Origin of the sequence: Streptomyces sp. NBC_01408 (assembly GCF_026340255.1) — a bacterium.
Lineage (GTDB): Bacteria > Actinomycetota > Actinomycetes > Streptomycetales > Streptomycetaceae > Streptomyces.
This window is the reverse complement of sequence record NZ_JAPEPJ010000001.1, coordinates 2,923,207-2,936,752: the sequence shown is the minus strand read 5'-3', so window position 1 is coordinate 2,936,752 and position 13,546 is coordinate 2,923,207. Positions and strand designations below refer to the sequence as shown.

Genomic DNA, 13,546 nt, shown 5'->3' with positions numbered 1-13,546 from the left:
GGCGACTTCAAGGTCGTCCGGTACTAGAACGGACGGAACTCGTCGTACTCCTGCTGCGCCGAGTCGCCGCGCTTGGCGTCCTTCTCCTTGCGGCGCGTGGTGGCTGGGCGCGGAGCCTCCAGACGGTGGTCCTCACCGCGGCGGCCCAGCATCTCGGCGCCGGCCATCATGGTCGGCTCCCAGTCGAAGACGACCGCGTTGTCGTCGGAGCCGATGGCGACGCCGTCGCCGGCGCGGGCGCCGGCCTTCCTGAGCGCGTCCTCGACACCGAGGCGGTTGAGGCGGTCGGCGAGGTAGCCGACGGCCTCGTCGATGTTGAAGTCGGTCTGGCGGACCCAGCGCTCCGGCTTCTCGCCGCGCACCCGGTAGAGCTCCTCGACCTCGTCGTAGGTGACGGTGAAGCCGGAGTCGTCCACGGCCTTCGGGCGGATGACGATACGGGTCGCCTCCTCCTTCGGCTTGCGGGCACGCGCCTTGGCGATGACCTCGGCGAGGAAGTACGAGAGCTCCTTGAGGCCCGTACGGGCGACCGCGGAGACCTCGAAGACCTTGTAGCCGCGGGCCTCCAGGTCCGGGCGGACCATGTCGGCGAGCTCCTGGCCGTCCGGGATGTCGACCTTGTTGAGGACGACGAGGCGCGGGCGCTTCTCCAGGCCGCCGCCGTAGAGCCGGAGCTCTTCCTCGATGACGTCGAGGTCGGCGATCGGGTCGCGGTCGGACTCCAGCGTGGCGGTGTCCAGGACGTGCACCAGCACCGAGCAGCGCTCGACGTGGCGCAGGAACTCCAGGCCGAGGCCCCTGCCCTGGCTGGCGCCGGGGATCAGGCCCGGGACGTCGGCGATCGTGTAGACCGTCGAGCCGGCCGTGACGACGCCCAGGTTCGGGACGAGGGTGGTGAAGGGGTAGTCCGCGATCTTCGGCTTGGCGGAGGAGAGCACCGAGATCAGCGAGGACTTGCCGGCGCTCGGGAAGCCGACCAGCGCCACGTCGGCGACGGTCTTGAGCTCCAGGATGACGTCGCCGCCGGTGCCGGGGACGCCGAGGAGCGCGAAACCGGGCGCCTTGCGGCGGGCGGAGGACAGAGCGGCGTTGCCGAGGCCGCCGCGGCCGCCCTCGGCAGCCACGTAGGTGGTGCCCTGGCCGACGAGGTCGGCGAGCACGTTGCCCTCCTTGTCGAGGACCACGGTGCCGTCCGGCACGGGCAGGATCATGTCCTGGCCGTCCTTGCCGGAGCGGTTGCCGCCCTCGCCGGGCTTGCCGTTGGTGGCCTTGCGGTGCGGGCTGTGGTGGTAGTCCAGCAGGGTGGTGATCGCCTGCTCCACCACCAGGATGACGTCGCCGCCACGGCCGCCGTTGCCGCCGTCGGGGCCGCCGAGCGGCTTGAACTTCTCCCGGTGAACGGAGGCGCAGCCGTGGCCCCCGTTACCCGCGGCGACGTGCAGCTCGACGCGGTCCACGAAGGTGGTCATGGGTGTTCCTCCAGATACAGCGGGAATAGTCCGGAAAATCCGGGGGCAGGCCTTGCTGCCCATTAAACGTGTCTATGTGACAACGCGCCGAGGGCGGACCTCTCTTCCCGGCTCGCGCCGGAAAGAGCTGAGATCCGCCCTCGGGAAGTTACGAACGCTTGATCAGCCGAAGCTGGATCAGGCGGCCGGAACGATGTTGACGACCTTGCGGCCACGGTGCGTGCCGAACTCGACGGCACCGGCCTGCAGCGCGAACAGCGTGTCGTCGCCGCCACGGCCGACGCCCGCGCCCGGGTGGAAGTGGGTGCCGCGCTGGCGGACGAGGATCTCACCAGCGGAAACGACCTGACCGCCGAAGCGCTTCACGCCGAGCCGCTGGGCATTGGAGTCGCGCCCGTTCCGAGTGGACGATGCGCCCTTCTTGTGTGCCATGTCTCAGTCCCTCTTACTTCGCAGCCGCGGGGATACCGGTGACCTTGATCGCCGTGTACTGCTGACGGTGACCCTGGCGACGGCGGTAGCCGGTCTTGTTCTTGTACCGCAGGATGTCGATCTTGGCGCCCTTGTGGTGGTCCACAATCTCGGCCGTGACCTTGATGCCGGCCAGGACCCACGGGTCGCTGGTCACGGCTTCGCCGTCGACGACGAGCAGGGTCGAGAGCTCGACCGTGTCGCCAACCTTGGCAGTGGAAATCTTGTCAACCTCAACGATGTCGCCGACAGCAACCTTGTGCTGGCGACCACCGCTGCGCACGATGGCGTACACGCGGATCTCTCTCTCACTCGGGACGGATGCTCCTGAAGCCAGCCGCTCAGTCGGGACCCCGTCTTGCGACAGGACCGCACTGATCCGGATTGGACGAGCGGCCTCTCCCGTACGGCGCTTGCGCGCACGGCGCGGGAGGAAGGTGCTCAGGAGCGCGGCGTGCTCTAAACATATTTGCCTAGGCATGCCGACGGTCTAGGTTACGGGGCCGGTTCCAGGGGGTCAAACCGGGCCCCGCACGGCCGTGGGCCCCGCCTCTCGGCGGGGCCCACGGCCGTCACGCGGATCAGGCTTCGGCAGGCGCCGAGACCGAGGGCGGGGTCTGCTGCTCCGCCGCCGCGGTCTTCTTCGTCGCCCGCTTGGCCACGGTCTTCTTGGTCGTGGCCGCCTTCTTGGCCACGGTCTTCTTGGCCGCCGTCGCCTTCTTGGCGGTGGTGGCCTTCTTCGCCGCGGTCGCCTTCTTGGCCGGGGCCTTCCGGGCGGCCTTCTTGGCCGGGGCGGCCTCCTCGGCCGGGGCCTCGGGCTCCGGCTGCGGCTCGGTCACGACGGCCTCGACGACCACCACTGCGGCCTCCGTCGCACCCGCCGGGGAACCGGCCGGTGCGGTGGCCTTACGGGTGGCACGCCGGCGCGGACGGGCCGGGGCGGCCTCCGCCACGGGAGCCTCGTCGGCCACGGCGGGCGCGGGCGCCGGCTCGGGCTCGGCGACGACCGGCTCGGGCTCCACGACGGGCTCCGGCTCCGGCACGACGACCGGCTCCGGGGCCACCTCGGCCGCGGGGGCCGGGGCGCCCGCGGGGGCGGTGGCCTTACGGGTCGCACGGCGACGGGTGCGGCCCTTGGGGGCCTCCTCCGCCACCGGCTCCGCCACGACCTCGGCCACGGTCTCCGCCTCGGCGACGACCTCGGCCACCGGCTCCAGGACGGTGTCGGCGGGCACGGTCACCGGCTCGGCCTCGACCTCGACCACGGGGGCCGGAGCCGGGGCAGCGGCCTGGGCCGGAGCCTGGGCTGCCGCACCGCGCGGGGCGCCCGCCGGAGCGGTCGCCTTGCGGGTGGCGCGGCGGCGGTTGCGGCGACCGCTCAGGCCCGCCGCGGCCTCGGCCTCGGCCGGGCTGCTGTACAGCTCCTCGTCCGGGACGAACTCCGGCTCGGGCAGCTGCCGGGGCGCCGCGGCCTCGGCGGCCACCTCGGCCTCGGGCTCGGTCTCGAACTCCACCTCGACCGTCTCGGCCTCGTGGTCGTGCTGGTCGAACTCGGCCTTGCCGCCGCGGCGCTTCGAGCGCTTGCCGTTGCCGCCGCCACCGACCACGGTCGGCGTCTCCATGTGCACGATGACACCGCGGCCGTTGCAGTGGACGCAGGTCTCGGAGAAGGACTCCAGCAGACCCTGGCCCACCCGCTTGCGGGTCATCTGGACCAGGCCCAGCGAGGTCACCTCGGCGACCTGGTGCTTCGTACGGTCACGGCCCAGGCACTCCAGCATCCGCCGCAGGACCAGGTCGCGGTTGGACTCCAGGACCATGTCGATGAAGTCGATCACGACGATGCCGCCGAGGTCGCGCAGCCGCAGCTGGCGGACGATCTCCTCGGCCGCCTCCAGGTTGTTCCTGGTGACGGTCTCCTCGAGGTTGCCGCCCTGACCGGTGAACTTGCCGGTGTTGACGTCGATGACGATCATCGCCTCGGTCTTGTCGATCACAAGCGAGCCGCCCGAGGGCAGCCACACCTTGCGGTCGAGCGCCTTGGCGAGCTGCTCGTCGATCCGGTACGTCGCGAAGACGTCGACCTCGGAGGTCCAGCGGGACAGCCGGTCGGACAGGTCCGGGGCCACGTGGTTCACGTAGCCGTGGATGGTCTCCCACGCGCCGTCACCGCTGACGATGACCTTCGAGAAGTCCTCGTTGAAGATGTCGCGCACGACGCGGACGGTCATGTCCGGCTCGCCGTACAGCAGGCTCGGCGAAGAGGTCGAGATCTGCTTCGACTTCTTCTGGATGTCCTCCCACTGGGCCTGCAGACGCTCGACGTCGCGGCGCAGCTCGTCCTCGCTCGCACCCTCGGCGGCGGTGCGCACGATGACGCCCGCGTCCTCGGGGACGATCTTCTTGAGGATGGTCTTCAGGCGCGCGCGCTCGGTGTCGGGCAGCTTGCGGCTGATGCCGGTCATCGAGCCCTCGGGCACGTAGACCAGGTAGCGGCCGGGCAGCGAGACCTGGCTGGTCAGGCGGGCGCCCTTGTGGCCGATCGGGTCCTTGGTGACCTGCACGAGGACCGACTGGCCGGACTTGAGGGCGGACTCGATGCGGCGCGGCCCGTTGGCCATGCCGAGCGCCTCGAAGTTGACCTCACCGGCGTACAGGACGGCGTTGCGGCCCTTGCCGATGTCGATGAAGGCGGCCTCCATGGACGGCAGCACGTTCTGGACCTTGCCCAGGTAGACGTTGCCGACGTACGAGGTGGCTTCTTCCTTGTTGACGTAGTGCTCGACGAGCACGTTGTCCTCGAGGACGCCGATCTGGGTGCGCTCGCCGGCCTGGCGGACGACCATGACGCGCTCAACGGCCTCACGGCGGGCCAGGAACTCGGCCTCGGTGATGATCGGGACGCGGCGGCGGCCCTGCTCACGGCCCTCGCGGCGGCGCTGCTTCTTGGCCTCCAGACGGGTCGAGCCCTTGATGGACTGCACCTCGTCGGAGGAGGTGGACTCGACGCGCTCGCGGGCCGGACGCGGCTCGCGGACCTTGACGACGGTGCGTACGCCGTCCTCCTCGCCCGCTTCGGCGGACTCGGCGGCGGAGTCACCGCTGCGACGGCGGCGGCGACGGCGGCGACGGCTGGAGCTGGAGCCCAGGGCACCCGCGTCCTCGTCGTCCTCGTCCTCTTCCTCGGCCTCCTGCTCGGCGGCCGGGGCCTCGGACTCCTCGTCGGCGGACTCGTCGAGGTCGGCGGACTCGCCACGGCGGCGACGACGGCCACCGCGACGGCGGCGGCGGGACGGGCGCTCGCCCGACTCGTCGCCCTCTTCGAATTCGGCGGACTCGTCCTCGAGCTCGGCGGCCTCGGCCTCCGGCTCCTCCTCGGCGAGCACCTCGGGCAGGGAGACCGGACCGGTCTCGGCGGCCGGCGCGGGCTCGGCGGCGCCACGGCCACGGCGGCGGCGACGGCCGGCCGGCTGCGGGGCGGGGGTCTCGACGACCTCGGCCTCCAGCTCCGTCTCCTCCTCCTCGACCTCGTCGGCCGGAGCGGCCGCGCGGGCGGCAGCGGCGGCCATGGCGGCGGTCTCGGGGGTCTGGAACATGGGCTCGGCGAAGACCGGGGCCTGGAAGACGGCCACGGCGGGGCGCGCGGCGCGGCGGCCCCGGGCCGGGGCGGCGGGCGCCTCGGCCTCGGCGGCGGGCTGCGCGGCGGCGGCCGGGGCGGCGCCGGTACGGGTGGCGCGGCGGCGGCCGCCGCGCTTCGGGGAGTCCAGCGCGTCGGCGACGGTGAAGGTCCGGGCGGCGGCCTTGGGGGCCTCCTCCTCCACGGCGGGGGGCGCGGGCGCCTCCACGACCTCGGCGGCCTCGGCGGCCGGAGCGGCGACGGCGCGGGTGGCGCGGCGACGGGCACGCGGGGCGGGAGCGGCAGGCTCCTCGGCGACCACGGCCGGAGCCTCGGCAACGGCGGCTGCGGGCGCCTCGACGGCCTCGGCGGTCTCCGCGACCTCGGCGGCCGGGGCCGCGACGGCGCGGGTGGCCCGGCGACGGGCACGCGGGGCGGGAGCGGCGGGCTCCTCGGCCACGGCGGGGGCCTCGACGACTACGGCCTCGGCCACAACGGCCTCGGCGGCCGGAGCCTCGGGGGCGGCCACGGCACGGGTGGCGCGGCGACGGGCACGCGGGGCCGGAGCGGCCGGAGCCTCCTCCTCGGCCACGGACGCGGCCGGAGCCTCGGCCACGGGCGCCTCGGGGGCGGCCACGGCACGGGTGGCGCGGCGGCGGGCACGCGGAGCCGGAGCGGCGGGCTCCTCGGCGGCGACGGCCGGGGCCTCGACCACGACGGCCTCGGCGGCGGCCGGAGCCTCGGGAGCGGCCACGGCGCGGGTGGCGCGGCGGCGGGTACGGGCGGGGGCGGCGGCCGGCGCGGCCTCCGCCGCACTCGCCTGGGAGTCGGCCGGAGCGGCCTCGGTCACCGGGGTGGCCTCGGCGGCGGTGGCGCCGGGCGGACCGGCGGGCCGGGAAGCGGCGCGGCGGCGCCTGCGCGGAGGCAGGTTGTCGCTCGGGCTGCCGTTGTCGGCGTTACCGGCGGGGGTGGTGGTGTCGTTTTCGTTGCTGAGCATTGCGGGCGGTTCTCCCGTCACGCTCCCGGGCGCCGCGGCTGACATCCGGTCCGGCACGGCGCCACGCGATGAGCGCGGAACCGGCCTCCGGGGCGCGTTCGCCACACGGGAGCTCGTAGTCCATGGCCGCCGGTTCCGTACGTGTTGTCCGTACGGCCTGGCGGAAGTCTTCAGGTCAATGCGCGGGCCCGACCCAGGTGGCTCCCGAGTGCCAGGGCTGCGCGACGACGACGATCCCTACGCGGCGGGACCTTCCGGCGCCTTCGCGTCGGCGGCTACGGCGGCCGTGGGTGGGGCGGCCGTGTCAGCCTCGCGGTCGGGCGCGAGCGGGTCGGTCACCGTGCCGGACTCCTCGTCGAAGAGCCCCTGCGCCAGCCTGGTCACCGCTGCGGGGACCGGCGGCGCCAGGTCGGCCACAGCTCGGAGACCGGACAGGACGTCGTCGGGTCGCACGGCAGGTGTCAGATGCCGAACAACCAGCCGCAGTATCGCACAGGCATTGTCCAGCGGCCTATCAGCAGGGGCAGGAAGCGCCTCGAGGCTGACCACAGCGCCGCGGGTGTCGAAGGTGCGCATGCCGTTCTTGGTGCGGCGCTGCACTTCCACGGTCTCGGCGGCGAGGAAGTCGGTCACGGCGCGCCCGGCGTCCGCGGGGTCCACGCCCTCCAGGCGCAGCTCCCAGACGGAGGCGGTGAGCCGGTCGGCGAGGCCCGAGGTGCGGGCCTCGACGGCGTCGATGATGTCGAGGCCGGCCGGCATGGACTCGTCGAGCAGCTCGCGGAGCTTCTCGGGGTCACGGGAATCGGCGAGGGCGATCTCCAGGTACTCGGCCTCGCTGCCCGTCCCGGTCGGCGCGGCGTTCGCGTACGAGACGCGGGGGTGCGGGGTGAAGCCGGCGGAGTACGCCATCGGCACCTCGGCGCGGCGCAGAGCCCGCTCGAAGGCGCGCTGGAAGTCGCGGTGGCTGGTGAACCGGAGGCGGCCGCGCTTGGTGTAGCGCAGTCGAATGCGCTGCACCACCGGTGCGGGAGGCGGGCCTTCGGGCTGTCGCTTGCCCAGTGGTTCTTCTCCTTGTGCGGGGCTCCGCGGCTCGCGCGTTGCCCTGAGGTCTGTGGGGCCGGCCGGCCACGCCCTGCCTCCGGCTCACACCTGCTGTTTGCGCAGGGAGATCTCGGGGGCGGGCGGTTGGCCTACGGCTGTCGTACTACCCAGAGTACGCGCCTGTGACCTCGCCGGTTCCCGGGGAGGAGTACCGAACAGCGCCTGCCGTACCCCGGCCCGCGCGTCCCGCACGGCGGAACGGGCGGTGTGCCAGACCTCGCGGGCCACGGTGCGGGATGTCCGCCACACCTCGCGGGCCAGATGTCCGACGGGCGTGGCCACCTGGCGGTAGACCCAGGCGGCGGGCCGGACGACGCAGCCGCGCCAGAGCCGGACGAGGCCACGCCCCAGGGCGCGGCTGACGCGCCCGGCGAGCCGCCAGGTGGCGGCGGCGAAGTGCCCGAGGGGCGTGAGGACGTACCGGTACAGGCCCCGGGCCAGCCAGGCGATGCCGTGCCCGAGCGGGGTCAGCAGGTACCGGTAGGTGCCGGTCGCGGCCGGGACGAGGAGGTACCGCCACAGCGCGGCCCAGGGCCAGACGAACAGCGCCTTGCCCAGCCAGCCCAGTACGGCGCCGGCACCACGGGCCAGCCAGACGATGCCGTGCCCGCCGGGGGTGAGGACGTACCGGTACAGCGCCACCCACGGCCAGACGAACACGGCGGCGAAGGCCCGCGGCAGGAACCACACCAGGGCGTGCCCGGTCGGAGTGAGCACGTACCGGTACAGCCCGCGGAGCAGCCAGGCGATGCCCCGGACCGGCGGCACGAGCAGGTAGCGGTAGACGGCGGTGACGGTCCAGACGACGGCGGCGCCCGACGGCTTGAGCAGGTAGCGGTACACGGCGGTGACCGTCCAGGCGACCGCGGCGGCCGACGGCTTGAGCAGGTACCGGACCACGGCCAGGACCACCCATTCGAGCCCCTTGCCCACCGGCCTCAGCAGGTACCGGTACAGCGCGGCGCCGCCGGGGACGACCAGGTACCGCCACAGCGCGGCCCACGGCCAGACGAACAGCGCCTTGGCCAGCCATTCCAGTGCGACGGCGGCTCCCCGGCCCAGGAGGGCGAGCCCCTGTCCGAGCGGAACCAGGACCCAGCGCCACAGCGCGGCCCCGGCGGGCGCGAGCACGTACCGCCACAGCCCCACCCAGGGCCAGTAGAAGACGGCCAGCGCCGCCCACTTCAGGACCAGCCCGGTCCCCCGCGCCAGCCAGGCGAGTGCGCGCCCGGCCGGAGTCAGCACGTACCGGTACAGCCGGCTCCAGACCCAGGCCACCCCGTTCCCGGCCGGACGCAGGGCGCGCCGGTGCACGGTGCACGCCCCGAGGACGAGCAGGTCCCAGACCACCCGCACCGGCAGCACGATGAGCACGGCCAGGATCCGCACCGGTATCCGGACCATCGCGAACACACAGCCCTGCCCGCCCGGTCGGGGCTCGTGCTGTCCGTGCTTTTTCAGATCCATGACCATGACGACGCACGATAGGCCCCGCCCGTTGCACGGGGCCCCGGAGGATCAGTCGACGGACCCCGGCTCGGCGAGCCATCGGGTCCGCAGGTCCATGTGCTTGGCGAGCGTCTCGAAGTCCCGGTCGTAGTGCAGCACGGTCAGGCGGTGCCGGGCGGCGGTGACCGCCAGGACCAGATCGACGACTCCGGCAGAGCGCACACATCCGGCTGCGGCCAGGACGCTCTGTGCGGCCTGGACCCTGGACCACACGTCGTCCGGGATCTCGTGCCGCACGTACAGGTCCGAGAACGCCTGCCGCATCTCGGCGTACTGGGCGGGCGACCGCGCGGAGTACAGGGCTTCGGCCTCGGTCGCGGCGCACAGACCGATACGTCCGGCGGCCAGCGCCGGACGCCACGTGGAGAACGGACCCGGCAGTGTGATCCGGTGCAGAGCGGAGGTGTCGATCAGGAACGCGCCCTCGGTCAGCTCCCCCATGGCCCGCGCACCTCCGCCTTGAATCCGGGCTCCCGACCCTTGTCGAACGCACCCTCCTCGTCGAGCTTGACGAGGGCCTCCAGCGCCCGCTGCCTCCGGACCCGTGCTCCTATTTCCTCCAGCGCGGCGTTGACCGTGTCCTTCTTGGTCGTGGTGCCGAGGGCCTCCGCGGCGAGTGCCAGCGCTTCCTCGTTGATGTCGATCACGGTCTTGGCCATGCGGGCCACCTCCTGGCAGCGAAGGCAGAGTATTCCTCTGCACGCCCTTACAGGATATCCGCGTGCACCCCATACAGAAACCTTCACTCGGGCATCAAATGAATATGCCCCCCACCGTTCCCGGTGAGGGGCACATCAAAAGGCGACGTCAGCGGCCCGAGGTCACTTCACGACCGACAGCGGGAGCAGCTTCTTCCCCGTCGGGCCGATCTGGATGCTGGTGTCCATCTGCGGACACACGCCACAGTCGAAGCACGGGGTCCAGCGGCAGTCCTCGACCTCGGTCTCGTCGAGGGCGTCCTGCCAGTCCTCCCAGAGCCAGTCCTTGTCGAGACCGGAGTCCAGGTGGTCCCAGGGCAGTACTTCCTCGTAGGTGCGCTCGCGGGTGGTGTACCAGGCCACGTCCACGCCGTAGGCGGGCAGCGTCTTCTCCGCGGCCTCCATCCAGCGGTCGTACGAGAAGTGCTCGCGCCAGCCGTCGAAGCGGCCGCCCGACTCGTACACCGCGCGGATGACGTCGCCGATGCGGCGGTCGCCGCGCGAGAGCAGGCCCTCGACGATGCCGGGCTTGCCGTCGTGGTAGCGGAAGCCGATGGAGCGGCCGTACTTCTTGTCGCCGCGGAGCTTGTCGCGGAGCTTGCCCAGACGGGCGTCCGTCTCCTCCGCCGACAGCTGCGGGGCCCACTGGAAGGGGGTGTGCGGCTTCGGTACGAACCCGCCGATCGACACCGTGCAGCGGATGTCGTTCTGACCGGAGACCTCGCGGCCCTTGGCGATGACGTTGACCGCCATGTCGCCGATCTGCAGGACGTCTTCGTCTGTCTCGGTCGGCAGGCCGACCATGAAGTACAGCTTCACCTGGCGCCAGCCGTTGCCGTAGGCGGTGGCGACGGTGCGGATCAGGTCCTCTTCCGAGACCATCTTGTTGATGACCTTGCGCATGCGCTCGGAGCCGCCCTCGGGGGCGAAGGTCAGGCCCGATCGGCGGCCGTTGCGGGTCAGCTCGTTGGCCAGGTCCACGTTGAAGGCGTCCACGCGGGTCGACGGCAGGGACAGGCCCACCTTGTCGTCCGAGTACCGGTCCGCGAGGCCCTTGGCGATGTCGGCGATCTCGGTGTGGTCCGCCGAGGAGAGGGACAGCAGGCCGACCTCTTCGAAGCCCGTCGCCTTGAGGCCCTTCTCCACCATTTCGCCGATGCCGGTGATGCTTCGCTCCCGCACGGGGCGCGTGATCATGCCGGCCTGGCAGAAACGGCAGCCGCGGGTGCAGCCGCGGAAGATCTCCACGGACATCCGCTCGTGGACGGTCTCGGCGAGCGGGACCAGGGGCTGCTTGGGGTACGGCCACTCGTCGAGGTCCATGACGGTGTGCTTGGACACCCGCCACGGCACGCCGGAGCGGTTCGGGACGACACGGCCGATGCGGCCGTCCTCCAGGTACTCGACGTCGTAGAAGCCCGGTACGTAGACCCCGCCGGTCTTCGCCAGGCGCAGCAGGACCTCCTCGCGCCCGCCCGGCCTGCCTTCGGCCTTCCAGGCGCGGATGATCTCGGTCATGTCGAGGACGGCCTGCTCGCCGTCGCCGATGACCGCGCAGTCGATGAACTCCGCGATCGGCTCGGGGTTGAAGGCCGCGTGGCCGCCCGCGAGGACGATCGGGTGGTCGACGGTGCGGTTGCGGGCCTCCAGCGGGATGCCCGCGAGGTCCAGGGCGGTGAGCATGTTCGTGTAGCCCAGCTCCGTGGAGAAGGACAGGCCGAACACGTCGAAGGCGGACACGGGGCGGTGGCTGTCCACGGTGAACTGGGGCACCTTGTGCTCGCGCATCAGTTCTTCGAGGTCCGGCCACACGCTGTAGGTGCGCTCCGCGAGGACGCCCGCGCGCTCGTTGAGCACCTCGTAGAGGATCATGACGCCCTGGTTGGGCAGCCCGACCTCGTACGCGTCCGGGTACATGAGCGCCCAGCGGACGTCGCAGCTCTCCCACTCCTTGACCGTGGAGTTGAGCTCACCGCCGACGTACTGGATGGGCTTCTGCACATGCGGAAGCAGGGCCTCAAGCTGAGGGAAGACCGATTCGGTCATCACGCGACTTTCGTGAAGCGGGCAGGGGGCAGCTCTCAAGCGTACCGCGAGGCTCGGGCTCCCCCCACCCGCATGATCACGCCAGGGCCGCCCGCAGCGCCGGATCCGAGGCGTCCGCCCAGACCTCCGGGAGCTCCCGTTCGCGCAGCTCGGCCTGTACCTCCTCGCGGGCGTAGAGGACGCCCCAGGTGAAGGCGGACTCACCCGCGCCCGCCGCCTGGATCCCGAGGCCGCGCAGGGCCTCGCGGGCCACCACGCTGTCCTGGTGGTCGCCGAGCAGGGTCTGGACCGACTTCATGGCCTTGGCCATGCGTTTCGCCGGTTTCCCGAGGGCGGGCGTGGCCGCTTCCGCCGCGTACCGGGCGCGTTTGGCGGCCTTGCGGGCCTCGTGCAGGGCCAGGTCCCGTTCCTCGCCGGGGGTCAGGGCCAGCGCGCCCTCGACCCGGCCCGCGAGGCGTTCGTAGTCCCGGCGTACGGCCTTGGGCAGGACCGCCGGTGCGGGGTCGGCCGCGTTCTTGAGCAGCGGCGGCGTCTCCAGGAGGGCGTCGAGGGTGTCCAAGAGGGTGAGGTAGCGCTTGCTGTCGAGCGCGGCCAGCGCCCGGCGCCGCGAATCGGAGCGGCGGCTGTTGTTCCACACCCGCAGGCGGCCGCGGACCGGTCCGAGGATCAGGGTGCGGGGCAGTTCGCCGATCCGGGTCTGGATCCGTTCCAGCAGGACCTCCTGGTCCCGGTCGACGCCGAGTTCGGCGGCCAGCCAGCGCAGTTCCTCGCCGATCGGGTCGGTGACCGCGCGGTCGAGCACCTTGCGGTAGGTCTTGAAGGCGCTGCGCAGCCGGCGGGTGGCGACCCGCATCTGGTGGACGGAGTCCGGCAGGCTCCGTCGTACGGCCGGGTCCTGGGCGATCAGGGCGTCGCGCTGTTCCCACAGGTACGAGAGGACGTACGCGCCCGCCGTGCCGTCGTCGGCGGCTTCGGCCCCGGCCGCGTCCGAGGAGCGGGCCGCGGGCGTGGCCCCGGTCTCGGCGAGGGCCCGGGCGAGCTTCGAGGGTGCGTCGCTGACGCGCAGCCCGGCCTTGCGGAAGGTCTTCTCGACGGCGTCGAGCAGTGCGGGTTCGGCTCCGTCGGCGAGCTCGACCTCGACCTCGGTCCAGGACACGGCGGCCTCGCCGCGCTCGGCCCGTACGGCGTCGATGCTGAGTTCGGCGAGCAGGGCGCCCTCGGCGTCGAGCAGATGGCTGACGCGGCGCGAGGAGACCAGCCTGACCTGCGGTTCCAGCCCGGCGTCGCGGACGCGGGAGCGGATCAGGGCGGCGAGGGCGCGCGGCAGGGTGTCGCCGAGGGGTGCCGTGACCTCGTCCCGGACCTCGGGGGAGACCGGCAGTTTCAGGTGCCAGCCCTCGTCCTTGCCTCCGGTTCTGCGCCGCAGGGTGAGGCCGTCGGCGGCGAGCCGGAGGTCGGGGGTGTCGTAGTAGACGGCGTCGAGGTCGACGGTCCCCTGGTCGGAGACGGCCGCGATCGCGGCCGTGCCCGTCAGGTCCGGCACCTCGTGGCGGGCCTGCTTCGCCCGCTTCTTGTCAGCCTGTGTGAACTCGAATTTCCGCTCTGTCTCGCGTTTCGTGTCCGCCATAGACCGAACTTA

10 protein-coding genes are annotated in these 13,546 nt (G+C 72.4%); all 10 read right to left on the bottom strand.

Annotation, left to right across the window (positions count from 1 at the left end):
* Positions 1 to 23 precede the first annotated feature (23 nt).
* Entirely contained in the window at positions 24 to 1,469 is a 1,446-nt protein-coding gene (obgE, locus tag OG447_RS13350) for a GTPase ObgE (protein WP_266936705.1), read from the bottom strand.
* A 177-nt stretch (positions 1,470 to 1,646) separates the two neighbouring features.
* Positions 1,647 to 1,901 carry a 50S ribosomal protein L27 gene (gene rpmA / locus OG447_RS13345; RefSeq protein ID WP_069920265.1) on the bottom strand — a complete coding sequence of 85 codons (255 nt, stop codon included), beginning with the start codon at positions 1,899 to 1,901 and terminating at the stop codon, positions 1,647 to 1,649.
* 13 nt (positions 1,902 to 1,914) lie between these two features.
* Positions 1,915 to 2,235, bottom strand: a complete 321-nt coding sequence (gene rplU, locus OG447_RS13340; RefSeq protein ID WP_030384677.1) for a 50S ribosomal protein L21 — start codon at positions 2,233 to 2,235, stop codon at positions 1,915 to 1,917.
* A gap of 286 nt (positions 2,236 to 2,521) precedes the next feature.
* A complete protein-coding gene (locus OG447_RS13335; RefSeq protein WP_266936704.1) occupies positions 2,522 to 6,553 on the bottom strand; it encodes an Rne/Rng family ribonuclease in 4,032 nt (1,343 codons plus the stop codon).
* 237 nt (positions 6,554 to 6,790) lie between these two features.
* A complete protein-coding gene (locus OG447_RS13330; protein WP_266936703.1) occupies positions 6,791 to 7,570 on the bottom strand; it encodes a TIGR03936 family radical SAM-associated protein in 780 nt (259 codons plus the stop codon).
* A gap of 126 nt (positions 7,571 to 7,696) precedes the next feature.
* Positions 7,697 to 9,121 carry a hypothetical protein gene (locus OG447_RS13325; protein ID WP_266936702.1) on the bottom strand — a complete coding sequence of 475 codons (1,425 nt, stop codon included), beginning with the start codon at positions 9,119 to 9,121 and terminating at the stop codon, positions 7,697 to 7,699.
* 51 nt (positions 9,122 to 9,172) lie between these two features.
* Positions 9,173 to 9,604, bottom strand: a complete 432-nt coding sequence (locus OG447_RS13320) for a PIN domain nuclease (RefSeq protein ID WP_266936701.1) — start codon at positions 9,602 to 9,604, stop codon at positions 9,173 to 9,175.
* Positions 9,592 to 9,822 (bottom strand): type II toxin-antitoxin system VapB family antitoxin, encoded by a 231-nt coding sequence (locus OG447_RS13315; RefSeq protein ID WP_266936700.1) that lies wholly within the window; start codon positions 9,820 to 9,822, stop codon positions 9,592 to 9,594. The genes OG447_RS13320 and OG447_RS13315 overlap by 13 nt, the downstream gene beginning before the upstream one ends.
* A 162-nt stretch (positions 9,823 to 9,984) precedes the next feature.
* Positions 9,985 to 11,910, bottom strand: coding sequence for a TIGR03960 family B12-binding radical SAM protein (locus tag OG447_RS13310; protein ID WP_266936699.1), 1,926 nt, complete (start codon positions 11,908 to 11,910; stop codon positions 9,985 to 9,987).
* 73 nt (positions 11,911 to 11,983) lie between these two features.
* Positions 11,984 to 13,534, bottom strand: coding sequence for a CYTH and CHAD domain-containing protein (locus OG447_RS13305; RefSeq protein WP_266936698.1), 1,551 nt, complete (start codon positions 13,532 to 13,534; stop codon positions 11,984 to 11,986).
* Positions 13,535 to 13,546: the final 12 nt, after the last annotated feature.

Bases quoted from the DNA above. Each gene is read 5' to 3' on its own strand.
- OG447_RS13320 (WP_266936701.1), bottom strand. From the start codon at position 9,604: ATGGGGGAGCTGACCGAGGGCGCGTTCCTGATCGACACCTCCGCTCTG.
- rpmA (WP_069920265.1), bottom strand. From the start codon at position 1,901: ATGGCACACAAGAAGGGCGCATCGTCCACTCGGAACGGGCGCGACTCC.
- OG447_RS13335 (WP_266936704.1), bottom strand. From the start codon at position 6,553: ATGCTCAGCAACGAAAACGACACCACCACCCCCGCCGGTAACGCCGAC.
- obgE (WP_266936705.1), bottom strand. From the start codon at position 1,469: ATGACCACCTTCGTGGACCGCGTCGAGCTGCACGTCGCCGCGGGTAAC.
- OG447_RS13325 (WP_266936702.1), bottom strand. From the start codon at position 9,121: ATGGATCTGAAAAAGCACGGACAGCACGAGCCCCGACCGGGCGGGCAG.
- OG447_RS13305 (WP_266936698.1), bottom strand. From the start codon at position 13,534: ATGGCGGACACGAAACGCGAGACAGAGCGGAAATTCGAGTTCACACAG.
- OG447_RS13315 (WP_266936700.1), bottom strand. From the start codon at position 9,822: ATGGCCAAGACCGTGATCGACATCAACGAGGAAGCGCTGGCACTCGCC.